The sequence below is a fragment of the Shewanella sp. CG12_big_fil_rev_8_21_14_0_65_47_15 genome (genome assembly GCF_002783505.1).
GTDB lineage: Bacteria > Pseudomonadota > Gammaproteobacteria > Enterobacterales > Shewanellaceae > Shewanella.
The window spans coordinates 69758-94871 of sequence record NZ_PFGL01000033.1 but is presented as its reverse complement, the minus strand read 5'-3'; the positions used below and the strand labels follow the sequence as shown (position 1 = coordinate 94871).

At 44.3% G+C, this 25114-nt stretch carries 20 protein-coding genes and 1 pseudogene; 18 read left to right on the top strand and 3 right to left on the bottom strand.

All coding sequences use genetic code 11. From position 1 onward, the window contains the following. The first annotated feature begins 50 nt into the window (after positions 1-50). From COW15_RS09405 to COW15_RS09395, 3 genes are all read left to right on the top strand, one after another. Entirely contained in the window at positions 51-2474 is a 2424-nt protein-coding gene (locus COW15_RS09405; RefSeq protein WP_293632146.1) for a DNA polymerase II, read from the top strand. Between the two features lie 221 nt (positions 2475-2695). Further along, positions 2696-3904 (top strand): porin, encoded by a 1209-nt coding sequence (locus COW15_RS09400; RefSeq protein WP_293632145.1) that lies wholly within the window; start codon positions 2696-2698, stop codon positions 3902-3904. Positions 3905-4192: 288 nt separating this feature from the next. After that, positions 4193-7090 (top strand): TonB-dependent receptor, encoded by a 2898-nt coding sequence (locus COW15_RS09395; RefSeq protein ID WP_293632144.1) that lies wholly within the window; start codon positions 4193-4195, stop codon positions 7088-7090. Between the two features lie 121 nt (positions 7091-7211). Here COW15_RS09395 and COW15_RS09390 read toward each other — a convergent pair. Next, a protein-coding gene (locus COW15_RS09390; RefSeq protein WP_293632142.1) for an IS630 family transposase occupies positions 7212-8214 on the bottom strand; the annotation gives its coding sequence in 2 pieces (ribosomal slippage) (positions 7212-7763 and positions 7765-8214; 1002 coding nt in all). A gap of 163 nt (positions 8215-8377) precedes the next feature. Between COW15_RS09390 and COW15_RS09385 the strand changes: the two are divergent. From COW15_RS09385 to COW15_RS09355, 7 genes and pseudogenes are all read left to right on the top strand, one after another. Beyond that, positions 8378-8641: pseudogene (locus COW15_RS09385) on the top strand (IS4 family transposase); the annotation flags it as partial. A 731-nt stretch (positions 8642-9372) separates the two neighbouring features. Further along, positions 9373-10155, top strand: coding sequence for a DUF3450 domain-containing protein (locus tag COW15_RS09380; protein ID WP_293632140.1), 783 nt, complete (start codon positions 9373-9375; stop codon positions 10153-10155). Further along, positions 10155-11510 (top strand): MotA/TolQ/ExbB proton channel family protein, encoded by a 1356-nt coding sequence (locus COW15_RS09375; protein WP_293632138.1) that lies wholly within the window; start codon positions 10155-10157, stop codon positions 11508-11510. The genes COW15_RS09380 and COW15_RS09375 overlap by 1 nt, the downstream gene beginning before the upstream one ends. After that, a complete protein-coding gene (locus tag COW15_RS09370) occupies positions 11510-12037 on the top strand; it encodes a MotA/TolQ/ExbB proton channel family protein (protein ID WP_293632137.1) in 528 nt (175 codons plus the stop codon). The genes COW15_RS09375 and COW15_RS09370 overlap by 1 nt, the downstream gene beginning before the upstream one ends. A 13-nt stretch (positions 12038-12050) precedes the next feature. After that, positions 12051-12455 (top strand): biopolymer transporter ExbD, encoded by a 405-nt coding sequence (locus tag COW15_RS09365; protein ID WP_011623215.1) that lies wholly within the window; start codon positions 12051-12053, stop codon positions 12453-12455. A 1-nt stretch (position 12456) separates the two neighbouring features. Continuing rightward, positions 12457-13077 (top strand): energy transducer TonB, encoded by a 621-nt coding sequence (locus COW15_RS09360; RefSeq protein WP_198783020.1) that lies wholly within the window; start codon positions 12457-12459, stop codon positions 13075-13077. A gap of 2 nt (positions 13078-13079) precedes the next feature. After that, positions 13080-14324 carry a tetratricopeptide repeat protein gene (locus COW15_RS09355; RefSeq protein WP_293632129.1) on the top strand — a complete coding sequence of 415 codons (1245 nt, stop codon included), beginning with the start codon at positions 13080-13082 and terminating at the stop codon, positions 14322-14324. 50 nt (positions 14325-14374) lie between these two features. Here COW15_RS09355 and COW15_RS09350 read toward each other — a convergent pair whose 3' ends face one another. Next, positions 14375-14884, bottom strand: a complete 510-nt coding sequence (locus COW15_RS09350; RefSeq protein WP_293632128.1) for a diguanylate cyclase — start codon at positions 14882-14884, stop codon at positions 14375-14377. 79 nt (positions 14885-14963) lie between these two features. Here COW15_RS09350 and COW15_RS09345 point away from each other — a divergent pair, with 79 nt between their 5' ends. From COW15_RS09345 to COW15_RS09325, 5 genes are all read left to right on the top strand, one after another. Next, entirely contained in the window at positions 14964-16793 is a 1830-nt protein-coding gene (locus COW15_RS09345) for a DUF885 domain-containing protein (RefSeq protein WP_293632127.1), read from the top strand. 174 nt (positions 16794-16967) lie between these two features. Then, entirely contained in the window at positions 16968-17246 is a 279-nt protein-coding gene (locus tag COW15_RS09340; protein ID WP_198783023.1) for a peptidylprolyl isomerase, read from the top strand. A gap of 71 nt (positions 17247-17317) precedes the next feature. Next, positions 17318-17854: a GNAT family N-acetyltransferase gene (locus COW15_RS09335; protein WP_293632126.1), complete on the top strand. Its 537-nt coding sequence runs from the start codon at positions 17318-17320 to the stop codon at positions 17852-17854. 69 nt (positions 17855-17923) lie between these two features. Further along, on the top strand, positions 17924-18154 hold the full coding sequence (locus COW15_RS09330) for an RNA-binding S4 domain-containing protein (RefSeq protein WP_253988315.1): 231 nt from the start codon (positions 17924-17926) through the stop codon (positions 18152-18154). A 21-nt stretch (positions 18155-18175) separates the two neighbouring features. Further along, positions 18176-18565: a ribonuclease E inhibitor RraB gene (locus COW15_RS09325; RefSeq protein ID WP_198783026.1), complete on the top strand. Its 390-nt coding sequence runs from the start codon at positions 18176-18178 to the stop codon at positions 18563-18565. Positions 18566-18734: 169 nt separating this feature from the next. On the opposite strand, the gene COW15_RS09320 is transcribed toward COW15_RS09325, so the two are convergent. Continuing rightward, positions 18735-19622 carry a LysR substrate-binding domain-containing protein gene (locus COW15_RS09320; protein ID WP_293632124.1) on the bottom strand — a complete coding sequence of 296 codons (888 nt, stop codon included), beginning with the start codon at positions 19620-19622 and terminating at the stop codon, positions 18735-18737. Between the two features lie 153 nt (positions 19623-19775). On the opposite strand from COW15_RS09320, the gene COW15_RS09315 reads away from it, so the two are divergent. From COW15_RS09315 to COW15_RS09305, 3 genes are all read left to right on the top strand, one after another. Next, positions 19776-20549: a TSUP family transporter gene (locus COW15_RS09315; RefSeq protein ID WP_293632122.1), complete on the top strand. Its 774-nt coding sequence runs from the start codon at positions 19776-19778 to the stop codon at positions 20547-20549. A 264-nt stretch (positions 20550-20813) separates the two neighbouring features. Continuing rightward, positions 20814-21959: an exonuclease SbcCD subunit D gene (locus COW15_RS09310; RefSeq protein WP_293632121.1), complete on the top strand. Its 1146-nt coding sequence runs from the start codon at positions 20814-20816 to the stop codon at positions 21957-21959. Further along, positions 21956-25012, top strand: coding sequence for an SMC family ATPase (locus tag COW15_RS09305; RefSeq protein WP_293632120.1), 3057 nt, complete (start codon positions 21956-21958; stop codon positions 25010-25012). Before COW15_RS09310 ends, COW15_RS09305 begins: the two co-directional genes overlap by 4 nt. Positions 25013-25114: the final 102 nt, after the last annotated feature.

The window sequence follows — 25114 nt, the reverse complement described above, 5'->3', positions numbered from 1 at the left end:
TAAGAAACTTTTCTGCCATTTAACGGTATTTAAATTGGAAACCCACGCAGATGAAGCCTGAGACTATGGCACCAATGAGTGTACAAGGTCGAGTCTTAACCCGCCATGCGAGCCAACGTGATGGGCATTTAGTGTTGCAATATTACTTGGCAACCGAGCAAGGCCCTGTGCTGGTGGAAGTGCACGATACGGAATACCTCTGTTTTTGTCATCAAGTGGATGTGGCCGCATTGCAGTTGCAGACGCCGGGCCAAGCCCTACGATTTGTCCCTCTTGCCCTAAAAAGCTTCAAAGGTGCGGTCGTGGCAGGGATTTATGCCAAATCAAGTAGCGCAATACGTACAGTACAGCGGATTGCGAAGGACGCTGACATTCCCTTATTTGAGGCGGATATTCGCCCCGAACAGCGATTTTTAATTGAGCGCTTTGTCGCCCTTGATGTGGCTTTTTTAGGGCATTATCGCCCATCGGATGACAGTCAGACGCCGGTTGATAGCACTATTCCTGTGTTTGTCGCAAAGCGGGCTAGGAGCATTCCGCCGCAAACATCGATCCGCTTACGCACGGTATCGCTGGATTTTGAGTGCAGCTTCGAGGGCCTACTCTATTCGGTGGCTTTGTATGGTAAAGAGCATAATGATCAAGTCTATGAAAAGGTGATTATGGTGGGCGAGCCTGAGCCAAACGCGCCTGGCCATATCGGATCTAACTATATCGAATGGGTAAAGGATGAGCCCGAGCTTATTCATCGCTTAATTGCTTGGTTTGCGGCCTATGATCCCGATTTCATCATAGGTTGGTCGGTGGTGACTTTTGACTTGGCCTTGTTATTTCGCCGAGCACAATTGCACCACATTCCCCTTCGAATTGGACGCGGCGGTACTTTACTCGAGTGGAAAGTTGACAATAAATTTCGCCCAGAAACCTTGAGCTTACCGGGGCGGGTGGTGCTCGATGGTATAGATTGGCTTAAGGCGGCGTTTTATCATTTTGAGCGATTTTCCCTGGAGTTTGTCGCTCAGGCGCTTTTAGGTGAAGGCAAAGCGATTCATAACGTCGATAATCGTGTGCAAGAAATTGATGCACTCTTTGCCAGTGATAAGCAGGGGCTGGCACACTATAATCTGACCGATAGCCGCCTCGTTTGGGATATTTTTCACCATACACAGTTATGGGATTTTGCCCTTGCAAGGGCTGAGCTGACGGGGTTAGAGCTTGGGCGCGTTGGTGCTTCGGTCGCTGCATTTAATCATTTGTACTTACCTCATTTGCATAGAGCGGGCTATGTTGCACCCGATACGCCAGCGAGTCAGGGGATTGAGAGTCCCGGCGGTTATGTGATGGACTCTGTCCCCGGACTATATCAGCATATTTTAGTTTTTGATTTTAAAAGCTTATATCCCTCGATCATTCGCACTTTTCTGATTGATCCTAAAGGGTTGATCGAAGGGTTACAGTTGCCCGAATCAGAGAGCGTCCCTGGGTTTCTTGGGGGGCGATTTAGTCGCCAGCAACCCATTTTACCTAAACTCATCCACAATCTTTCCGAGCAGCGTGAAAAAGCCAAGCGTGAATCAAATGCGCCCTTATCCCAAGCGATTAAAATTATTATGAATTCGCTTTACGGTGTTTTAGGCTCCCAAGGGTGTGTATTCCATGATGCCAAATTGGCAAGCTCGATCACTATGCGCGGTCATCAAATCATGAAGCAAACACGGGCTTGGATCGAGGAAATGGGATATCAGGTGATTTATGGTGATACCGACTCGACCTTTGTGTGGTTAGGTTCTGATCCTAAGCTTATGGATGTTGCCCTATTAGGTAAGACACTGGCTGCACAAATTAACGCTAAATGGCAGGTTAAAATTCAACAGGAGTTCCAACTAGAAAGCTTCCTTGAATTGCAGTTTGAGCGGCATTATGAGCAATTTTTTATGCCGACTCTGCGAGGTTCACTGGAGGGCAGTAAGAAACGCTATGTTGGCGCTTGGCGAAACGGCCAAAATGAGCTTGAAATTACCTTCAAAGGCATGGAACAAGTTCGAAGTGATTGGAGTCCTCTCGCGCGCAACGTTCAGGCTGAATTGTATGAACGCATGTTTAATCAGCGGGATATTAGTGATTATCTCGCGTCGGTGATTGATGAACTCTTAGCTGGAAGGCGAGATGACGAGCTGATATTTCGCAAGCGGATGCGGCGTAATTTGGAGGAATATACCGCCAAAGCCTCTCCACATGTCAAAGTGGCGAAACAGTTATGTGAACTAACAGGAAAGGCTTCATTTGGCAAGAGAGGGGCGCAGATTGATTATGTGATCACTGTCAATGGTCCGGAACCTGCGCTGTACAGAATGTCGATAATTGACTATCAATATTATATTGATAAGCAGATTGGTCCCATCGCCGAGCCTGTATTTTCAATAATGAAACTAAACTACATGAGTATTGCATCAAAACAACTCGTGTTAATATAGTGTTTCTATTGTTTTTCATCTGTTGACTTTACTGGTTGTTGTAGCGTTTTAACCTGTTTTATCGAGGTTAACTGGTTTATTTTTGTGATGTTAATCGACATATTCTTTAGGTTTCGCTTTGAGAGCTCGTTGAAAGTTTGCTACTCTCAAGGGGAAATTGTAAGGAAATATAACAACGGAATGACGTTGATAGAACATAAACGAAAAAGGTTAAGCACCAAATGAACAAAACGTTAGTAGCAACTGCGTTAGCAGCAATATTCCTCGCTCCAACAGTCTCGGCAATTGAGATCTATAAAGACGATAAAAATGCCGTTGAAATCGGTGGTTTTATTGATGTGCGCGTAATCAATACGCAAGGGGAAACTGAAGTTGTTAATGGTGCTTCTCGCATTAATTTTGGTTTTAGTCGTGAACTCACCCACGGCTGGAATGCATTTGCAAAATTAGAATGGGGTGTTAACCCTGTTGGTAGTAGCGACATCGTTTACAACAATCGTTTTGAATCCGTTCAAGATGAGTTTTTTTACAACCGCCTCGGTTATGCCGGCATATCCAATGACGAATACGGAACTATTAGCATTGGTAAGCAATGGGGTGCTTGGTACGATGTGGTATATAACACTAACTATGGCTTTGTATGGGATGGTAACGCCGCCGGTGTTTACACATTTAACAAAGATGACGGTGCGGTCAATGGCGTAGGCCGTGGTGATAAATTGGTTCAATACCGCAATGCATTTGGTGATGTGAGTTTTGCGGTTCAAGCCCAACTGAAAAATAGCAGTTTCTACACCTGTGATATTGAAGATATTACCGAAGAAGCATGTGAGGCTCGCTGGAACCAAGGTGAAGCTGACGCGCAGCAAGTGACTTACAACTATACCTATGGTGGCGCCGTTACCTACAATGCAACGGATATGTTAAGCCTAATGGCGGGTATTAACCGTGGTGAATTTGATATCGATTACGGTAACGGTGCTCAAAAGACCGCAGTCGACTTAATTTATGGCGCGGGTATTACTTGGGGTAATTTTGACAGTAACGGTTTCTATGCTGCTGCTAACGTCAACAAGCAAGAAAATCACGATACCGATAATATTGGCCGATTAATCAAAGACGCTTATGGTGTTGAAACCTTAGTATCTTACAAGTTTGACAATGGGTTACGTCCATTTATCTCCTATAACCTGTTAGATGCAGGTAAGGATTACGTGATTCAGCCAAACTTTAACGCCGATCCTAATGATGTATTCAAACGTCAATTTGTGGTTGCAGGATTACATTTTGTCTGGGATCCGAGCACTGTTCTCTACGTAGAAGCACGTAAAGACTTCAGTGATTTCACCAGTGCCAATAAAGAACAAGAAGCCAGAATGTCGCTTTCAGAAGATGATGGCATCGCAATCGGTATCCGCTACTCGCTCTAAACTAGATTTCAAAGTTAGCAACTAAAACCCCCAATCAATAGAAACAAAAATGCCAGTCACCAGTGACTGGCATTTTTGTTTCTATTTTAGGGCCCATTCCCATAGTTATTGTTCACAGAATGAGCGATTTGTCATTGGGAGGTTTTATTTGTGTATTTATTGTTGATTAAAGGTTTTATATGTGATTTTATTGTTTCCGGTGGTGTTCAGGAACACCCTAGATTGAAACCGTTTATCAAATAATAAGCGGATTATAATAAAGACATAATATGTCCAGGGAGATCGACAATGCATAAGAATAACTTTTTAGCCAAATCGGTGCGTTTCGCATTGATTGGTGGTATGACGGCAACTATGTTAAACGTACCTTTTGTGCAAGCAGCAGAAGAGGGCGTTGACAAAGTTGAACGAATTCAAGTGACAGGTTCTCGTTTAAAACGTACCGATTTAGAAACTGCAACACCAATAACTACAGTCACTGCAGAACAAATTTCTAGCCTAGGTATTCAGGATATAGGTGAATTCCTTCAGTCAACTTCGGTAATGTCTGGTTCACCAATCGCAACTACAACAAATAATGGTGGTAATGGTGATGCGTATGTTGAGTTGCGTGGTTTAGGCGCATCTCGTACATTAGTTTTGATTAACGGTCGCCGTCCAGTTTCTTCTGATATGCAGGGTATTCCTGCGTCAATGATTGAACGTATAGAAATCTTAAAAGACGGTGCTTCTGCTACCTATGGTGCGGATGCTGTTGCAGGTGTAGTAAACATTATCACAAAACGTGATTTTGATGGCCTTGAGTTTAATGCTCAAACTAAACAGAATTTTGATGTAGATGCTGGAGAGCAAACAAGTTTTAGCTTTTTAGCGGGCAAAAAATTTGATTCAGGTCATTTCGTTGTAAACGTTGATTATGTGAAGCAAAAAGAAGTATATCAAGGTGATGTTAAGGATGTTGATTTCTTCCAGCATCCTTGGAACGTTTTCGATCCTGAGAGTTTTGCTAAAAATGGTTTAATCCCACCTGGTCAAGAGGGCGAAAATGCCTTTGACGCTGGTAGCTCCATCATTCCATGCGGTAATTTCTTCTTATTTGGTAAGCCTGGATCATACACAAATGGTACTTGCCGTGATAATGGCGATACAGGTTCCGGTACTGCCACTCTAGACGATATGAGAAGATATACTAGTGCAACGGATACTTATAACTATAACCCTGTAAACTATCTTCAAACTCCATATGAAAAGTTAAATTTTTATGTTGATGGTAGTATAGATTTAAATGATTCAGTGACGGTTTATTCTGAAACACGCATTAATAAGCGTGATTCTCGTCAAGAGTTAGCAGCGGTTCCATATAATACTGGTACAGATCCTGGTTTTACCGTCGTAGATCCTGCAACTGGTATTTCTTATAACGGTGTATCTAAGGATAACTACTACAATCCATTTGGCGAGGATGTAAAACAGGCTCGTCGTCGTATGCTTGAAGGTGGTCGTTCTTTTGAGCAAGATGTTTTACGTGCTCAGCAAGTTGTAGGGGCTGAAATTGCCCTAAACGATACATGGTCACTAGATGTAAACTATAACTATGGTATTGACCAAACTCAGTTTACTGATTTCGGTCAATTATATGGTCCTAACCTTGCCAAAGCACTAGGTCCTTCGTTTAAAGATGCAAATGGGAAAGTAGTTTGCGGTACTGCTGCAGATCCTATTGCTGATTGCGTATCTTTGGATTTATTTGGTGGCGCAGGTACTATTACACAGGAGATGTTGGATTATATCACATCGCCATTAGTTGACCATTCAAAGTATACACTTGAAACCTTTACCGCATTTGTTGGCGGGGATGTATTTGATTTGCCCGCGGGCTCTGTAAGTGGTGGTTTTGGCTATGAATACCGTGCCGAGAAATTAACATCTCAAGTTGATTCTGGTAAATTCATGGGGCAAGTTTCTGGCAATAAAGGAGCTGGCACTTCTGGTTCATTCTATGTTAACTCACTATTTGCTGAATTCCGTATTCCCTTGTTAGAAGGTTTACCTGGGGTTGAGCGTTTAGAAATGCCTGTCGGTATTCGTTACGATAATTTCAATACTTTCGGTGGGGCTACAACCTACCAAGCTGGACTCGAGTGGGCTATTTTTGATGGTTTATTAGCTCGCAGTACTTATGGTACAGTATTCCGTGCACCTACAATTGACAATCTTTATGCCCCCGGTGGGGATTCATTCCCACAAGGTACAGATCCTTGCCGTATCAGCAATTGGGCAAGCCTGACTGCTGATGCTCAAGCTCGTTGTATGGCTGATGGTGTTCCTGCAGGTGGGTTAAATAACGATGACCAACAGCAATTGGCTAAAGTGGGCGGAAATCCTGAGCTAGAACCAGAAGAAGGGGATACCATGACTATTGGTGTTGCTTATTCTCCTGATTTTGTTGAAGGATTAGGTATTACTTTAGATTATTGGGCTGTTGATATTGATAATGTTATTACAACAATAGATCCAATTGATTCTCTGGATGCATGTTATATAGGTGGGCTTGATACACTTTGTAGTAATGTCAATCGTAAATCTGATGGTTCTATCGATTATATTGAAGCTAGAAATACCAACTTAGCTCGAATGACTGCCAAAGGTATTGATTTTGAAGCTAATTATGCATTCGATACTAGCATTGGTGATTTCAATTTAAACTTTGTTTGGACACACTTCTTAGAACGTGGCGAAAATTCTTTCGAAACTACGGAGTTGGCCGACGGTTCTGTTGAATATACCTATGGATTTGGAGATGTGGCTGGCACATTTATTAATGATACCGCATATGCTGAAGATAAATGGAATTTTACAGCGGTTTATAAGCTAGATGATTTGACATTAACATATCGTACTAATTATGTTTCTGGTATGACGTACCAAGATCTAACATATTTTACTAAATCAGACATCCTTGCTGAGGTTGGATACTTACCAACGTATGAAATACCTAGTGTTATGTATCATGATTTAACTGCAAGTTATGTATTTAAATCAAATACAACAGTTACTCTTGGTGTAACAAACTTGTTTGATGAGAAACCTCCATATATTGAAACGGCATTCAACGGTAATACCGATGAAAGTACGTATCGATTATTTGGACGTAGCTGGTTCTTAAATCTAAATCAAAAATTCTAAATATTACATGTATATAGATTAGTAACTATCCGATTTAAAGCGCTCTATGAATTTCATTGAGCGCTTTTTTATTAAGCGTTGTCCTAAAAAGGCGTTATTGAACTAATACCAGTCATATTAATTAAGTACACAACTCTATCACTCTTACTTTCTTCTCAATAAAGGTATTCCATGTGATAGAACACTGCTCGACAATGTCGTCATAGCCACTAAAACAACGATTGGCTAACACATTTTGACGCAACCATTGCCATACCTGCTCTATTGGATTCAACTCAGGTGAATAAGGAGGCAACTTGAGAAGGGTGAGATTATCAAAGTCATCAGCCAAATCCTGTTGATGCCAGCCTGCTCCGTCCATAATAACCAGTGCGTGGCGTCCGAATGGTGTTGCGGTTGAGATCAGCTTTAAATGTTCGTACATATATTCGCTATTGGCATGTGGGGCAATAATGGCTTGTGTCGCGCCAGTTGTTGGGCACAAAGCGCCATATAAATAAGCAGATTCAAATTGTTGTTGCCTGACCGCCCGTGAACGAGTGCCTTTTTTGGCCCAAATGCGGGTGGTCGTATTCTGTTGGCCAAATCGGGCTTCATCTTGAAACCAAACGTCAATGCGATCGAGCGCCACATGCCCAGGCGTGTTAAGGATCGTTGCCATCCTGAAGTTTTTTTAAAGCCTCTTGTGTGGCCTCAGATTGTTTCGGGTGGCGAGAGTGAGTAGCCATCCATGAGAAGCCGAGTTGATGTAGCAAGCGGTAGATATTCGCTTGCTTGAACGTCACGCCAAATTCTGTCTGGATATAATAACCGACGTCCTTGGCCATCAACCTGCCACCTTGTTTAGATAGACTTTTGTTCTGTACAAACGCTTTAAGTTTGGCTTGTTGTGCAATGGACAATGTCGCAGGACGGCCTGGATTAGGCGTCTCGTCTAGACCACTCAAACCTTGAGTTAAATAGGCGGTGATCCACCGATTAACACTGGTTCTACTGACCTTGAGCATACTTGCGATAGCGGTACGAGAATGACCTTCAGTGAATTGAAGTAAAGCAAGATAACGCATACGTTTGCGTGCGCTTTTCTCCGATTTCACTAAGGCTGCGATGTTGGGATTATTCATATTTCGTATGATTAAAAAGTGACAATCAATTAGATCACATAATTAATGTAAATGGTATAATTAGCGAACTAATAGGTGTTATCATGAACTAGTCTCTTGACTAGTCATCAAGATGGCAACATAAGTAAATAAAAACGTGAAATCAGTAATTGTAAATAATGCAAAAGGTCGCTCTATCACACCTTATGAGGTTAGTTCTGCAAGACACTCAAACGGCTCTTAATTAGTTTCTTAATTAACTCAGTGAAATGTTATCCATCAACATCACCCCGCTGATTATCACTGATGTCAGCTTTCGTAACCTTTGGTTTCGAAAAATAGATCAGCTCTGTTGGTACTGGCGAGTTCGCACCTGAGGGGAGTGTTTTTAGGCCTATCCCTTTATAGTCGCCAATTTTCACTAAAAGCGCTTTATCCCAGTGCGGCGGCGCATAGTTTCATCAATATGGATAACAGCATTGTTTTACGTGATGGTGGTGTGTCAGCAAACTACTGACTCAGTCCTGAGCCTCACAGATGGTTCCAGTAGAAAAAGTGGATACAGTACTGATTTCGGTGTAGCCGCTGTATCTTACCGATACTCAGGTGATACAACCTGACCTGCACAGAAACTTGACTGGGAAGCCTTGAGCCCATCAGGCCAGAATGGACATCATCAGGCAAATCTGCCTTTAGTACATGCTTACAACATTGGCTCTGGCCGTGAAACAGTTGATACTCTATGATATCCAGCCCAACCTTGGGAAGCTGAAAGAACGGGTGACAATAAGCTGGTGAAGCATTGGAAAAAATAAATGAAATATACTTATATAATTTTTTGTCAGAACAATTTATTAGCTATGTATAATTTTGAGCTTATTATCTACCCAAAATCTTCGGAAAAGCTCATTTGTGCAAAAAAACACCTCTCGTAAAAAAATTCATAACTAAGACTTCTTCCCACTATTTTTTACATGTCCCGAATATTGACACAGGTCAACATTTTGTGAAATGATGCCAGCGGGTCTATGCCTGTAGAGGCGTAGGAAAGGGAAGAAAAAACTAAGAATCACAAGAGAAAGACAAACTTACAGTATTTATGTCCTAAAGCATTTGTTGCTGAGGGAAATGTTGCTGGTAAGTTAAACCTTTTTATTCACTTCAAATTGGTTGGGAACTATGTCCAAGGTAAGCAATAGAACAAAAATCGCTACTGCACTTGTTGGCGTGCTGGCATTAGCGAGCAGCAACTTAGTGGTTGCAGATCCTCTTACCGACGCGCAAAAAGCGGATAGTATGATCCACGCTGATGCCGCTGCGTCGCAAAAGAATGTTGATAAGTATTTCGATCAAGCACAGGACATGCTTTTTGAGTATGGCTCTGTGGCTGATGAACGTGAGTCACTGAAGTCGTATAACGATTATGTTGCTAGCTTAGTTGCTGATCAACAAAAGACAATGGACTCTGTTCAAGGTGATATTAACGGCGTTGATAAATTACGTCAGGGCGTAGTGCCTTTAATGTTTAAAATGGTTGAGTCTTTAGAGCAATTCGTTCAACTAGACTTACCGTTCAACTCTGAAGTCCGTGCAAACCGAGTTAAAGAATTGAAGAATCTTTTAAACACGGCTGAAGTGACTCTAGCTGAAAAATACCGTTTGATCCTTGATGCCTATAGCATTGAGCGTGAATATGGTAGTGCTGTTGCAGTAAACCAAGGCAAATTAAGCCTAGATGGTAAAGAAGTATTAGTTGACTTCTTCAATTTAGGCCGTGTTGCTCTTTATGCACAGAGCTTAGATCAAAAGACTGGCTGGATGTATAACGCTCAAACTAAGGCTTGGAATAAGTTAGATGACAGCTATCTGCGTGAACTGACAAAAGGTATCCGCATTGCCCGTAAACAAGGCGCTCTAGATCTATTCGCGTTACCAATTCCTGCTGCGGAGACTGCACAATAATGAAGAAGTTAATTACTACAGCTGTATTAGCTGCAAGTTTCTCTTTAACTGCTGGTATGGTAAGTGCTGCTGATGCACCTAAGACCATTGACCAACTATTGCAGCAAGTTAAAGTTGATCGTGCCGCTGAAGGCAAAATCAACAGCAAGCGTGAGCAAGAATTCCAAGCGGAACGTGGCGATAAAGCTGCACTGTTAAAACGCGAGAAAGACGCTCTAGCTGCTGAAAAACAACGTGGTAAAGATCTGAACCAAGCATTCTTAGACAACGAGCGTAAAATTGCTCAGTTAGAAGAAGATCTGAAAACCGCTCAAGGTGACTTGGGTGAGATGTTTGGTGTGGTTAAAGGTGAAGCCGGTGATTTCGCGGGCAAACTGGCAAGTTCAAACATCAGTGCTCAATATCCAAATCGCGACAAGTTTGTTGCTGATTTAGGTGCGCGTAAGCAATTACCTAAAATTGAAGAATTAGAACAATTCTGGCAAGAGCAGCTATTTGAAATGGCGCAATCTGGCAAAGTTGTTAAATTCGAAGGTTCTGTCACTGGTATCGATGGTAGTGTTAAGACAACGACGATTCACCGTATCGGTGCTTACAACTTAACTGCCGATGGCAAATATGTTGTTTTCAATCCTGAGTTAGGTCTAATCCAAGAGTTATCACAACAACCAGAAGGCTACCAAGTTAGCGCTGTTGGTAAGTGGGAACAAACGACTTCAGGTGCAGCACCTTTCTATATTGACCCTGCACGTGGCGTATTGTTAAACATCTTCACTAACAAAGCGAGCTTTGAAGATCGTTTAGAAGCGGGTGGTTCTATCGGTTATATCATTATCGCTCTGTTAGTATTAGGTCTGTTGATCTCTATTGAACGTCTAGTCACTATGACTATCATTGGTGCTCGTGTTAATAGCCAACGTAAGAATATTGATAACCCAGGTAACAACGCATTAGGTCGTATCCTGAAAGTATATCAAGAGAATAAAGACGTTGATGTCGAGACATTAGAACTGAAACTGGACGAAGCGATTCTGAAAGAAACGCCAGCATTAGAGTCTCGCATTTCAATCATCAAGGTTTTGGCTGCTATCGCACCTATGATGGGTCTGTTAGGTACAGTAACGGGTATGATTGCAACCTTCCAAAGTATTCAATTGTTCGGTACTGGCGATCCAAAACTAATGGCTGGCGGTATCTCTATGGCGCTAATCACGACTGTTCAAGGTCTGGTTGCCGCACTGCCTCTGATGCTAATGCATGCAGTTGTTGTTGCTCGTAGCAAGTCAATTGTACAAGTGCTGGAAGAGCAAAGTGCTGGTATCATCGCAGCGCATGCTGAGAAGAGGGCTGACTAATGATGCTATACCTGATGGACATTTGGGATTCCGTCAGGGGCTTCATGGCCTCCGGAGGCGACGTCCTCTGGTTAGTTGCGGCCGTACTGTTCTTAATGTGGGTATTAATGCTTGAACGCTACTGGTATCTGAATTGGATATCTCCAAAGCAACATCAAGCAATCGTAACTGCATGGGATGCAAGGGAGGAAACAACCTCTTGGTACGCACACCGTATCCGTGAAGCTTGGCTGTCCCAAGCTAAACAAGATTTGAATGCACGTATGCTGATTATTAAAACCTTAGTAGCGATTTGTCCTATGATAGGTTTGTTAGGTACTGTAACCGGTATGATTTCAGTGTTCGATGTGATGGCAGTTCAGGGGACGAGTAATGCTCGTTTGATGGCGGCTGGTATTTCAATGGCAACAATGCCCACAATGGCGGGTATGGTTGCCGCATTATCGGGAGTATTTTTCAGTACTCGCCTTGATGCAAAAATGAAAATCAGTTTAGAAAAGCTAAAAGACAGCATGCCGCACCACTAGAGAGAGATTGAACATGGCACGTAAAAAGCATTCCAGTGTAGATGAGGAAGCGCAAATTGACATGACCCCGATGCTAGACATCGTGTTTATTATGTTGATCTTCTTCATTGTAACAACGTCATTCGTGAAACCATCTGGTTTGGACTATAACAAACCAAAAGCTTCACAAGCGACTTCAAAGCCTTCGGCTAACATCTTTATCGGCGTCAGTAAAACGGGCGTGATCATGATGGAAAACCGTCAGGTTGATATCGAGCGTGTAACTGCAAACGTTGAGCGTATGTTAGCTGAGGCCCCAGAAGCCGCTGTGCTTATTCAGGCTGATAAAGATACGCAACACGGCTTAGTGGTTAAAGTACTAGACCAAGTCAAAGCGGCTGGTATAGATAAAATTTCGGTATCTGCGGGGAACGATTAATATGCTAAGAGCACTAGTATCAATCATTATTGGTGCTGCTGTGACTTTTGGTCTGTTCGCTTTTATGGCGTTCTTGGTCGGTGGAGGTGCGCAGCGCGCAGACACATCGGCCGAGACCCCTGTAATTGAAATCACTATGGATAGACAGGATTCAAAAGCACAGAATAAGCCAAGGGTAGTACCTAAACCGCCGCCACCACCAGAGCAGCCTCAGAAGCCTGAAGCTACGCCACCGGACACATCGTCTAATATTGATACGTCTATGTCGTTCAATATGGGTGGTGTTGAAGCGGGTGGTCCGAGCACAGGTTTCAAATTGGGTAATATGATGACTCGCGACGGTGATGCAACACCAATCGTCCGTATCGAGCCTCAATATCCAATTGCAGCAGCTCGTGACGGTAAAGAAGGTTGGGTACAATTGCGCTTTACAATTAACGAATTAGGGGGGGTTGATGATGTTGAAGTTATCCAAGCCGAGCCTAAGCGTTTATTTGATAAAGAAGCAATTCGTGCACTGAAAAAGTGGAAATATAAGCCAAAGATTGTTGACGGCAAACCACTTAAACAACCCGGTATGACAGTGCAACTTGACTTCACTTTAGATAAGGGAGGCAACTAACGATGCGTAATGCTAATAAAATCGCAGCTTTATTATTGCTTTCTCTTTGTGGCGGTTTTTCTGTTTCATCTGCAGTAGCGGCTGAAAAGTGTGAAATTGATAAACGCCAATCTAAAGCTGTTGGTGAGGGTGCCGCGAAGAAAGTTCAGAAATCTTTCGAAGCTTATACTAATGGTCAACTCGATGAAGCCATTGCTATTTTGCTAGAAGCAAATGCCAAGAACGATTTCGATAAAGCCTATGTTGCACGTATGTTAGGTAACTTTTATGCCGAAAAAGGCAAAATGGATACCGCGATCAAATATCTAAAACAAGCCGTTGAGGCGGATATTTTAGGTGGGACAGATCACGCTGCGACTATGCGTCTTTATGCCGATTTGCTGTTACAAGAGAAGAAGTTTAAGGAAGCCATTCCTTACTATTACAAGTGGATGGACTTCACTTGTAAGGCTGATTCTCAAATGTATCGCCGTATAGGTATTGCATATTCAGAGCTGAAGCAGTGGGATAAAGTGATTGAAGTGGCCGATAAGGGTCTTTCTCTTGCTGAAACTCCTGATAAAGGTCTGTATCAGATGAAACTAACGTCTTACTTCAATCAGAAGAAGTATAAAAAGGCCGTTGGTGTGTTAGAAGTCATGGTGCCTTTATTCCCAGATGATGGCAGATTATGGGTTCAGTTAGCACAATTTTATCTGATGGTAGAAGACTACGATAAGTCTCTTGCAACCTATGATTTAGCTTACAGAAATGGTTTCCTTGAGAGTGCGGGTAACATTACTCGTTTAGCACAGCTGATGGCGCAGAAAGGCGCACCATATAAAGCCGCTAAAATCTATCAGAAACACATGAAGTCAGGTTTGATCGCTGAAGATGCAAAAACATTCGAAATTCTAGCGGGTTTCTACCAAAACGCGAAAGAGTTTAAAGATGCCGCTGAGTTTTATGGCAAAGCCGCCGCGATCAGTAATGATGGCAAGCTTTATCTGAAACAAGGCCGTTTATTGAGCTTAGATGAAAAATACGCGGCAGCGATCCCTGTGCTTGAAAAGGCAATATCGCTAGGTATTGAACATCCAGGTGAGGCAAACTTTGAGTTGGCATTAGCCCATTTAAGTTTGAAACAGTACAAGTCTGCTTATAACCGGGCAATGCTAGCAGCCAAAGATAAGAAGACAGAGAAGAGTGCAAACAGCTATATCTCTTATATTAAAGAGAAAGCACGTATGCATAATGTCACACTGTAGCCCATACCTGTATTAACAGCGTTCGAAAAAGCCCCTGAATAGGGGCTTTTTTATTGTAGCCTTATCAATGCTTGGGACTGCTGCAGATTTTTCTCTAACTCCAAGGATAATTTCGATACGTTGGTAAATAGGGTTTCAATTTTCTGCTCTTGTGTTGGCAAGCAAATACAAGCGGCGAGTTTATAGTCAATTTTTAGCTTGTGGTTTTTACCAAAATCCTGATTAAACGCCTGTATATGTTGCTCAATTCTCTCCAGTACGACCTCAGTACCTTCTTCATCAATGTTAAACAAACCTAAGGCAAAATGGTTATGATCTAACCTTGCAATCATATCCGTTGCCCTCAGTAAGGCTTCTTGTACTTGCTTAGTGAAGAATTCGAGTAAATGGGGTTGTTTGACTGTTTCATGAATGTGGGGGCACAGATACAATAGTGCTAAGCTTTGGTGTTCCCTCATATGCCGATGCCATTCTCGGTTAAACACTTCCATGAAATAGGTTTGATTATAGACCCCGGTTTCTGGATCCCTAAATCCCGAGTTGCGAAATGAGTAGATCATAGATTAACTCCGTTAGCAGACTTTTTACTAAGTATAGGAACTGTTCCGCTATCACGGATCCAAAAGGAGAAATATAAAAATGAAATTGAGTTTATTGGCGGGATCGATAGCGTTAATGTTGACGGTGCAAGGTTGCTCGAAACCAGAGGTGGTATTAGCTGAACAAACTAGCTCACCGAATGCCATTTCCCAACAGGGTGATGAGCAGACGGCTGAGCAGCGTTATGTCGCCCTCGTCGATGCCTATTTTAAAGATTATCTAAGACTCGAACCTATTTACGCGACTTTTGTTGGTGTTAACGACTATAACGCCCAGTTTGGTGGCGATTTGACGGAAGAGTATCTTAAGGCGCGTCACGAGCTGAATACTCGCTACTTAGCTCAAGTCAAAGCGATTGATGTTGCGCAATTGCCTGCAGACTTGCAATTAAGCTATGCACTGTTTGTCTACGATCGCGATATGGCGCTTGTAGATGAAACTTTCCCGTCACGCTTTATGCCAATTAGCCAGTTCTACAGCACTGTGATTACTATGGTGCAACTTGGCAGCGGTGAAAGTGCGCAGCCTTTTAATACAGTTCAAGATTATCGTAATTGGGAACAGAGAGTCGAGGGGTTTATCAACTGGATCCAACTGGCACAAAATCGCATGAATGAAGGGATTGAGAGCAAAGTGGTGTTACCAAGAGTGCTAGTGGAGCGTATTATTCCCCAGTTAGACGCTATGCTAACAACGGATGCGACTCAAAGCATTTTTTACTCACCAATACTGCATTTTCCTGAAAGCTTTTCTGAACAGGATAAATCCACATTAAGTGCGGCCTACCAAGTGATGATTAGCGAGCGTCTGGTGCCTGCGTTGATGGGGCTGCGGGATTATTTCAAACAAACCTATTTACCTAAGGCCCGTGCGACCGATGGCTGGTCTGGTTTACCCAATGGCAAAGCTTGGTATCAACACCTCGCAAATTCACATACTACGACTGCTATGCCAGTGGATGAAATTCATCAAATTGGCTTAAGTGAAGTGGCCCGAATCTTATCTGAGATGGATAAGGTGCGTGAGCAGGTTGGTTTTAAGGGGGATTTGAAGGCATTCTTCGCGTCTTTATCTTCCGAACCACAGTACTTCTATACCGATCGCCAAGGTTTAATCGATGGCTATATGGTGCTTAAAGATAAGATTAACCAAGTACTGCCGCAGTATTTTAATGTTATGCCTAAGGCCGATTATGTGGTCAAACCCGTAGAAAGCTTCAGGGAACAATCGGCAGCCGGCGCATCCTATGAATCGCCAGCCGTGGATGGTAGTCGCCCAGGGGTGTTTTATATCAATACCTATAACCTAAAAGCGCAGCCTAAATGGGGCATGACGACCTTATCTTTGCACGAGGCCGCACCGGGACATCATTTCCAAATTGCGATTAAACAAGAGTTAACAGGCGTACCTGAGTTCCAGCGTTTTAGTGGTTATACCGCCTTTGAAGAAGGCTGGGCGCTATATGCGGAATACCTTGGTATCGAGATGGGCTTATTTAGCGATCCTTATCAATATTTTGGTAAGCTCTCCGATGAAATGCTGCGGGCAATGCGTTTGGTTGTGGATACAGGGCTGCACGCTAAAGGGTGGAGCCGTGAGCAGGCGATTCAATATATGAAGGACAACTCGCCCATGGCCGAATCTGATATTGTGGCTGAAGTTGAACGTTATATGGCGATCCCTGGTCAAGCGCTTTCCTATAAAGTGGGTCAGTTGAAAATTCTGGCACTGCGTGCCCGCGCGGAAAAGGCTTTAGGTGATAAGTTTGATTTAAAGGCATTTCACGATCAAATCTTAACCTCTGGCTCATTACCTATGGCGGTTATGGAGCAGAAAATTGACCGCTGGATAGCGTTGAACCAAGCGTAAGCTGTTCACACAACAGTTATTTATATTAAAAGTGAGAGACGGTATTTTTAGTTCTTTTTAATTAAAGAGAATGTTTTTATACTGGGCATTCTCACCCCGTTTGGAACAGTTAACTGAATGGGAACCATATGATATTTGGGGCAAATGTCTCATGATCTTCAACGGAGTTTTATTATGGTCCAGGCAACAGCAAGACATTTGTTAGTCAGCAGCGAAGAACAGTGCCAAGCGCTCAAACAACAAATTATAGACGGTGCGGATTTTGCGCACCTTGCCCGTGCACATTCTTCTTGTCCATCGGGGGCTCAAGGTGGTGAACTGGGCTCATTTGGCCCAGGTATGATGGTGCGTGAGTTTGATGAAGTGGTCTTCAGTGCGCCATTGAACCAAGTCCAAGGTCCAGTGAAAACCCAATTTGGCTATCATTTGCTGGAAGTGACCAGTCGCGGTTAATTGTTGAGCAGTAGATAAAACGGCAGCTTATGCTGCCGTTTTCTTTTATAAGCCCTTATCACGGAGTCGCTATGTTAGAACTCTATACAGATAGACTAAAACTCAGAAGCTTACACGAGAGTGATTGGGAGCATTTTTATATGCTGCATCGCGATCCACAAATTAATCAATATGTCCGTATTCCCGAGTCAGAAGAGGTGATCCGCGCTAAGTTTCAGCAGCGTTCAGATACTTGGTTTTATGGCTCAGGTGAATGGCTCACCTTAGCCATTGAGACGCTTGATACTGGCATGTTTGTTGGGCTGACGGGGCTCTATTGCCAGAGTATGGAGGACCAACGTGCAGAAGTGGGTTATTTGCTCGCGAAAGAAGCCCATGGGAAAGGGTATGCGACCGAAAGCCTGCAAGCTGTGATTGACTGGGCCTGCTTGAGTTTTGATGTGCATAAATTTGTTGCCCATTGTGCCCAAGATAATCATGCCTCGGCACGTGTACTTGAGAAATGTGGTTTCAAGCTTGAAGGGATACTCAGGCAGGAATTTAAGATAGGCGAACAATGGTTTGACGATTGCGCCTATGGGTTACTGAGCACCGAAAGGCAAAGATAATTGAAATTTCTGCATCGCAGAGGACATGCTGCTATAATGCCGCAGGTTTATTTTTAGAGGCGTGTTTAAGTGGCGCAAATTAATCAGTTAGCTTTGCATTCCGGTGATGATTTCATTGAATTGTACAAAGTATTAAAAGTGCAGGGCATGACAAATGCGGGCGGTGAAGCCAAGCATTTTATCGACGAAGGCCTAGTCACTGTCAATGGCGAAGTGGAAACGCGTAAACGTAAAAAGATCGTAGCGGGCGATATCGTCAGTTTTAACGGTGAATCAGTTCAAATCATTGCGGCTGAATAAGCCTATCCAGTGGAGAAAGATATGCAATTTCCTGATGATGATAATGGCAAAATGCTGGCCGCAATGGCTGATGCAGGCATCGACTTAACCAAAGCTTTAGATGTTGATTTCTTTTTGGTTTTTGATGACCAACGTGATGCTGAATCCGCATTAGAAGAACTGGCTAATTCTGATTTAGACGGTGAACTTGAGCTCAATCTGAACGATGAGCTGGGTAAGTGGGAAATTATTGCCTGCATCAATATGGTGCCTGACTACGATGATTTAGTTGAGCAAGAGACTATGCTCAACGAATTCGCCGCAGAGTTTGGCGGCATGACCGATGGTTGGGGTGTCATGCAACACCAAGACGGTGACGATGAGTTTATGGACGATGATGACCATGTCCACGATGAGCATTGTCAGCACTGATCCAATAGGGTCACGGTTAGATAATAAAAAACCACCGCAAGGTGGTTTTTTAATGTCTAATTACTTCCTTATGCAGTGACTGTTGGATGTAGTGTGTGGATATGAGTTGTTCACTCTTTGAATACACTTTTATCGCAGCAGTTAGCCCAATAAATTAATCGCAAATAGATCAATGACGATAGGGCGCAAAGATCTCCAACAACCAGTCGATAAAGGCTTGTACTTTGAGTGGCATACTCGGGGATTTTGGAGTGAGCAAATAGTAGGCATATGGGCTGATAAAGTTAGCATCGAAGGGGATCACTAGACTGCCGTTTGCGAGTTGATCTTCAATAAAAAATCGTGGGATGAGTGCCGCGCCCATGCCACTAGCCGCAGCTTGACTCAACATATAAAAATGTTCAACCCCAAAGGTTTGTTCCTGGGTGAGCTTCAGTCCGACTTTTTCTGCCCAATATTCCCATAGCTCAGGTCTGGTGGTGTGCTTAAGGAGAGTGACACTATTAATATCTTCAATACACTGAAGCTTAGGTGCTAGCGAGGGAGCACACACAAGGCATAAATCCTCATCCATCAGTTTTATATAGTTGACCCCTTTGGGTATGACAGTGCTGCTACGAATGGCGATATCGTAACGGCCCTGGCTAAAATCGACGGCAAAATCCCCAATAGAGAGATCCACATACAAGTGTGGATGGCGGGATTTAAACTGCTCCATTCTTGGGATTAACCAGTTGATGGTTAAACTGGGCAATACGTTTATCGCTAAGCTTTGTGGCACCGCACTTTGGCGGCGTAAATCCCCTGTGGCACTGGAGAGAGTTTGCAGCGCAGCTTGCACATGGGGTAAATAGCGTTTGGCTTCATCGGTTAGTCCGACTCTTTTGTGTAAGCGTACAAAGAGCGCAAAGCCAAGATAATCCTCTAATATTTTGATCTGTTTGCTGATCGCGCCATGGGTGACATGCAACTCCTTGCTGGCGAGTGTCATACTTTGCAATCTCGCGGCAGCCTCGAAGGCGCGAAGGGCATTGAGTGGTGGTAAATCGGGAAACATAGCGATATCCAAGCATACTGACATGGGCCAAAAATAACGGTTTAGTGTGACTTTATCTCACGCTATGGCGACAATAACTCCTTTGCGTTTATAAGGCAAACGCAGTCTAATGCACTGCAATCACACCCATTTACCTAAAAAGAATCATAAATCATGCTCGAGTTTGAACTCACTCTACAAATTGCTGCGTTACTTTTTGCCGTTGCTATGGTGGCCGGATTTATCGACTCCATCGCCGGTGGTGGCGGTTTACTGACAATACCTGCCTTGATGTGGGCGGGTTTACCGCCAGCGGTTGCCTTAGGTACAAATAAACTCCAAGCCTGTGGTGGCAGTTTTTTTGCGAGCCTGTATTTTGTGCGTAAAGGACTCGTTGATCTTAAATCTGTGAAATTGTCGCTCTTTTGCGCGTTTATCGGCGCGGCATTGGGCACTATTCTCGTTCAGTTGGTTGATACTAAAGTGCTGGAGCTGGTCTTGCCCTTTTTGATTTTAGCCATTGGTTGTTATTTCTTATTTTCGAAAAAGATTTCTGAAGACGATAAACATCAAGTGCTGACACCGACTGCGTTTGCGTTCACCGCGGCTTTAGGTGTGGGCTTATACGATGGCTTTTTTGGCCCAGGCACGGGCAGCTTTTTTGCGCTAGCCTTTGTGTCCCTTGCGGGCTTTGGTCTAGCAAAAGCCACGGCCCATGCCAAAGTACTTAATTTCTCGACTAACATCGCTTCGCTGATCTTTTTTGCCTTGGGCGGTAAAGTGATTTGGTTATTGGGCTTAGTGATGTTGGCAGGGCAAGCGATTGGCGCAACCTTAGGCTCGCGTCTGGTTGTCACTAAAGGCACTAAGATCATTAAGCCGTTAGTCGTGACTATGTCCCTTGCCATGAGTTTTAAACTGCTGGTGAATCAATATCAGCTGTTTTGATCGATTGAGTCAATTTAGGGAATTTCCATCCTGCGTGGATGGAAATTCCTGCGCGTGTTTCTAATTCATTCTCTCCTTTTGCTTTGGCTATACACTGTTAGGTTTTTTGCATAGTATAACCTGTCATTTCTCATGCACTTTTTGAGTTTGTTCCCATTGTTTTTCTTGTATTACTCAGTGCGTTACATTATCTGCGTTTGGCCAAATTACAGCCAATATGAATATCAGCCCTCGGTTTGGCTGCAATAGGGTTTAAGAGCGATTATGAAATTTATCCACACCTCAGATTGGCACATAGGCCGTCAGTTACACAATCAGTCATTACTGGATGATCAGGCCTTTGTGCTCGACCAAATTGTGGCTTTGGCAACGGAACATAATGTCGATGCCGTGATTGTGGCGGGGGATATTTATGATAGGTCGATTCCGCCAGCCAATGCGGTAGCGCTATTAGATAATGTACTCAATCGGCTAGTGCAGGATCTTAAACTGCAAGTGATTATGATTGCCGGTAACCATGATGGTCACGAGCGCTTAGGTTTTGCGGCCAAACAAATGGCGGCAAGTGGATTACATATTATAGGGCCGCTTAGCGCAGCACTTTCGCCTATTAGGCTAGAAAGCCCAACGGGTGCAGCCTATTTTTATCCGTTACCCTACGCCGAACCTGCCACAGTGCGGCAAGTTTTTGAGTGTGAGGCACCAAGCCATGAGGCCGCCATGGCACTATTACTTGAACAAGTGCGTCAGCACGATAGCCAAGGTTTGCCAAAAGTGGTGATCAGCCATTGCTTTTTGGATGGTGGAAGTGAGTCGGAATCTGAGCGACCACTGAGTATTGGCGGCGCCGACAAGATATCGCCAACGCTCTTTACTGAGTTTGATTATGTCGCCCTTGGGCATCTGCACGGACCGCAATACAAGGGCGCCGAGCATGTGCGCTACTCAGGATCGATTTTGAAGTATTCCTTTAGCGAACAGCATCAACACAAGTCGGTGACTTTAGTTGAGCTTGGCGCACAAACGCCGATGGATATTCATTTATTGCCGTTAACGTCGCTGCGTGATGTTCGGGTTTTAGAAGGGGAGCTAGCTAGCCTCATTGAGCAAGGTAAAACCGATACAAAGCGTGATGATTATCTTATGGTTAGGCTCCTCGATAAACACGCTATTTTGGATGCAATGGGTAAACTCAGAGCCGTTTACCCCAATGTGCTGCATTTAGAACGCACTGGGCTAATGGCGGGGCAACAGCAAGTCGCTTTAAGCCGTGACCATATCAAAAAAGGCGAGATGGACATGTTTTGTGACTTTTTCACTCAAGTGTCTGGCGAGTCATTAACGCAGGCGCAGCAAGCTGTGATGGATGAGCTGCTGACTAAGCTACACAATGAGGAGCGTCAAGCATGAGACCGCTACATCTTTCCATGTCTGCCTTTGGTCCCTTTGCTACGACTCAGACGATTGATTTCACTGCATTAGGTAATAATCCGTTATTTCTGATCAATGGCCCAACGGGCGCGGGTAAAACAACCTTGCTCGACGGCATTTGCTTTGCGCTCTATGGTAAAACCACGGGTAACGAGCGTGAAGGCAGCCAAATGCGCTGCGATATGGCGGACAATAGCTTGCTTACAGAAGTCACTTTCAGTTTTCAACTGGGCAGTGATAGCTATCGCATCCGCCGAGTGCCGGAGCAGGACAGAGTCAAAAAAAGCGGTGATGGCTCGACGGTGCAAAAGAGCGAAGCGCAGCTCTATAAAATTGACGCCGATGGCAATGAAAGCTTATTAGTCGCCAGTAAAGTGTCCGAGGCCACCGCTGAGATTGAAGCCCTAACTGGGCTCGATGTGGAACAATTTCGGCAGGTGATGGTGTTACCCCAGGGCAAGTTTCGTGAATTGTTAATGGCGGATTCTAAGGCACGTGAACTGATATTTAGTCAGTTATTTCAAACGCATATTTACCGCCGGATTGAAGATACCCTAAAAAATAAGGCTGCCGACATCAGCGCCCTAGTGAAAGACCAACGCAGTCGCCGCGATGGCATTTTGCAGAGTGCGGGCCTAGCATCCGATGACGAGCTTAGCAGTGAATTAGCCAAGCTCACGCCTGAACTGGCGCTCGCTAAGAGTGCCAAGGAACAGGCATTACAGCAGCAACAATTAGTGATTAAAGCCAGCGATGCCGCCCAGCATCTACTGGCTGAATTTGTGCAGTTTGATACCTTAACTCAAACCGCTGCAGCACTTGAGGCGCAGCAAGAAAGCATAGTCGCGCAAACCCAAAAGCTGAACTTAGCCAAACAAGCGCAGCGCTTAGCGCCTATGGTTGAGGTGTTTTTAGCCCGTGAACAAGAAGCAAAAGCCGCTAGTCTCGCCTTTAGTCATGCGCAAACGGCACTGACTCAGGCCAAGCAAGCCTTTGATGATGTCGAGTTCAAAGCGCAAGATTTGCCTGTGTTGGAAGCGTCGCTACTGGAACAGGAACAAACCAAACAGCAATTGAATGCGCTGGGGCCACAACTTAGGGAACTGGATAGACTCAATAAAACCCTAGAGCAAGAGCAAGCGCAGTTAGTTAGGGCTAAAGCACAGCTTCAGAACAGTAAAAATGAGTTAACCGCAGTCATTCAAAAACGGCGTGAACTGGAATCGGCTTTACCACCATTGCAAGCCCACAGCGACACTCGCCTCTCATTGCAACAGGCGCACCAGCAGCAACAACAGTTATTGCTGACTTATCAGCAATGGCATCAAGTGGCGGCAAGAGTATCGTCGACACAGGCAAAACTTGCCGAGGCGAAAGTGCAGGGGCAACAACTCAATGCCCAGCATCAGCAAGCGCAGGTTGCGCATAAAGCCCTATTAATGACTTGGCACCAAGGACAGGCAGCCATTTTAGCGCGGCAATTACAGCAAGATGAACCTTGTCCTGTCTGTGGCAGCCAAACCCATCCACAGCCAGCACAGAGCCAAGAACCGCTCCCAAGTGATGAAGCGCTGCAATTGGCCCAAGACGCTGAAACGACGGCCCAAGAAGTCCTGAGCAAAGCCAGAGCGGAATATCGCGGATTACAGACTCAGTTAGAAACCTTGCAGCAGCAAGCGCAGGATCTCGCGGCCCACTTGGGCACCGCGGTTGATATGTCACTAGATGAACATGCGCATAGCTTGTCGCAATACACTTTCGCACTCAGACAAGCCGAGCAAGCTCATCAAGATTTGCAGCAGCTACAGCAAGAAATTGTCTTGTTGCACGCGCAGGAAACCCAGTTGCAACAAACACTGGAGCAAGGACAAACACAATACAATGTACTGCAATCTAAAGTGGATTTATTGCAGGGGCAGTTAGCGCAAATGCAGCAAAGCGTGCCATCTGCGCTTGCAACACTTGAAGCATTAACCGCTGCAATAGTGCAAAACCAGCAAACTCTTAGCCAAATAAAACAACAGATTGCGAGCGTGAGAGAGCATCAGCAACAGGCCGGGCAAACCTTTGTTGCGGCAAAAGCGGCGCTTAATGGGGCCGAAAATGCCGCAGAGGTGGCATTAGCCCAACAAACCCGCGCCCAGCAGCAACTCAATCAGCAACTTGTCGATGCTGGTTTTGTCGATCAACAGGCCCTATTTGAGGCCATGCTAGATGAAACGCAACTGCATGCATTGGCAAACGAGATTGAAACTTATCAGCAACAGAGTGCGTTGACTAAGGCCCAGTGCGAACAGTTAGCTCTTAAGCTTAAAGATAAAGTGCCGCCCGATAGCATTAAGCTTGCTGCCGAGCTTGAGTCTGCGCAGCAAGCATTGCAAGTGGCAGAGCAGGCATGGCAGCTACTTCACACTCGCACAGTATTACTGACGCAAACCCAAACCCAATTGAGTATCGCAGATACGAAGGCTAAGGCCTTAGAGGATGAATATGCGGTTATCGGCACACTTGCCGATGTGGCTAATGGAAAAACCGGCAATAAAATCAGTCTGCAACGTTTTGTATTGAGCGTACTGCTAGACGATGTGTTGCTCGAAGCGAGCCATAGGTTACATCTGATGAGTAAAGGGCGTTATCGTTTGCTCCGCAAGGAAGATAGGGCAAAGGGCAACAAAGCGTCTGGGCTCGAGTTAGAAGTGGAAGATGCCTACACCTCAAAAGTGCGTCCGGTGGCGACCCTAAGCGGCGGCGAAAGCTTTATGGCGGCATTATCTATGGCGCTAGGGTTATCCGATGTAGTGCAAGCCTATGCGGGAGGAATTAAGCTCGATACCCTGTTTATCGATGAAGGTTTTGGCAGCCTTGATCAGGACTCATTAGAACTTGCCATTCGGACCTTGATGGATCTGCAATCCTCTGGCCGCATGATAGGGCTGATCTCCCACGTTTCTGAGATGAAAGAGCAGATAAATACCCGTATTGATATCCTAAAAACCTCCCATGGGAGTGAAATTGCAATCGTTTTGCCTTAGTCAGGGTTTATTGTGAAAATAATTTCATAACAATATGTTTTAAAAGATAAATTTAAGTTCGTTTCAGTATTTATATATAGAGATATAGATCATGTAACAGGT

Excerpts from the sequence above, each read along its gene's own strand:
- COW15_RS09405 (WP_293632146.1), top strand. The coding sequence starts at position 51 with ATGAAGCCTGAGACTATGGCACCAATGAGTGTACAAGGTCGAGTCTTA.
- COW15_RS09400 (WP_293632145.1), top strand. The coding sequence starts at position 2,696 with ATGAACAAAACGTTAGTAGCAACTGCGTTAGCAGCAATATTCCTCGCT.
- COW15_RS09395 (WP_293632144.1), top strand. The coding sequence starts at position 4,193 with ATGCATAAGAATAACTTTTTAGCCAAATCGGTGCGTTTCGCATTGATT.
- COW15_RS09380 (WP_293632140.1), top strand. The coding sequence starts at position 9,373 with ATGTCCAAGGTAAGCAATAGAACAAAAATCGCTACTGCACTTGTTGGC.
- COW15_RS09375 (WP_293632138.1), top strand. The coding sequence starts at position 10,155 with ATGAAGAAGTTAATTACTACAGCTGTATTAGCTGCAAGTTTCTCTTTA.
- COW15_RS09370 (WP_293632137.1), top strand. The coding sequence starts at position 11,510 with ATGATGCTATACCTGATGGACATTTGGGATTCCGTCAGGGGCTTCATG.
- COW15_RS09365 (WP_011623215.1), top strand. The coding sequence starts at position 12,051 with ATGGCACGTAAAAAGCATTCCAGTGTAGATGAGGAAGCGCAAATTGAC.
- COW15_RS09360 (WP_198783020.1), top strand. The coding sequence starts at position 12,457 with ATGCTAAGAGCACTAGTATCAATCATTATTGGTGCTGCTGTGACTTTT.
- COW15_RS09355 (WP_293632129.1), top strand. The coding sequence starts at position 13,080 with ATGCGTAATGCTAATAAAATCGCAGCTTTATTATTGCTTTCTCTTTGT.
- COW15_RS09350 (WP_293632128.1), bottom strand. The coding sequence starts at position 14,884 with ATGATCTACTCATTTCGCAACTCGGGATTTAGGGATCCAGAAACCGGG.
- COW15_RS09345 (WP_293632127.1), top strand. The coding sequence starts at position 14,964 with ATGAAATTGAGTTTATTGGCGGGATCGATAGCGTTAATGTTGACGGTG.
- COW15_RS09340 (WP_198783023.1), top strand. The coding sequence starts at position 16,968 with ATGGTCCAGGCAACAGCAAGACATTTGTTAGTCAGCAGCGAAGAACAG.
- COW15_RS09335 (WP_293632126.1), top strand. The coding sequence starts at position 17,318 with ATGTTAGAACTCTATACAGATAGACTAAAACTCAGAAGCTTACACGAG.
- COW15_RS09325 (WP_198783026.1), top strand. The coding sequence starts at position 18,176 with ATGCAATTTCCTGATGATGATAATGGCAAAATGCTGGCCGCAATGGCT.
- COW15_RS09320 (WP_293632124.1), bottom strand. The coding sequence starts at position 19,622 with ATGTTTCCCGATTTACCACCACTCAATGCCCTTCGCGCCTTCGAGGCT.
- COW15_RS09315 (WP_293632122.1), top strand. The coding sequence starts at position 19,776 with ATGCTCGAGTTTGAACTCACTCTACAAATTGCTGCGTTACTTTTTGCC.
- COW15_RS09310 (WP_293632121.1), top strand. The coding sequence starts at position 20,814 with ATGAAATTTATCCACACCTCAGATTGGCACATAGGCCGTCAGTTACAC.
- COW15_RS09305 (WP_293632120.1), top strand. The coding sequence starts at position 21,956 with ATGAGACCGCTACATCTTTCCATGTCTGCCTTTGGTCCCTTTGCTACG.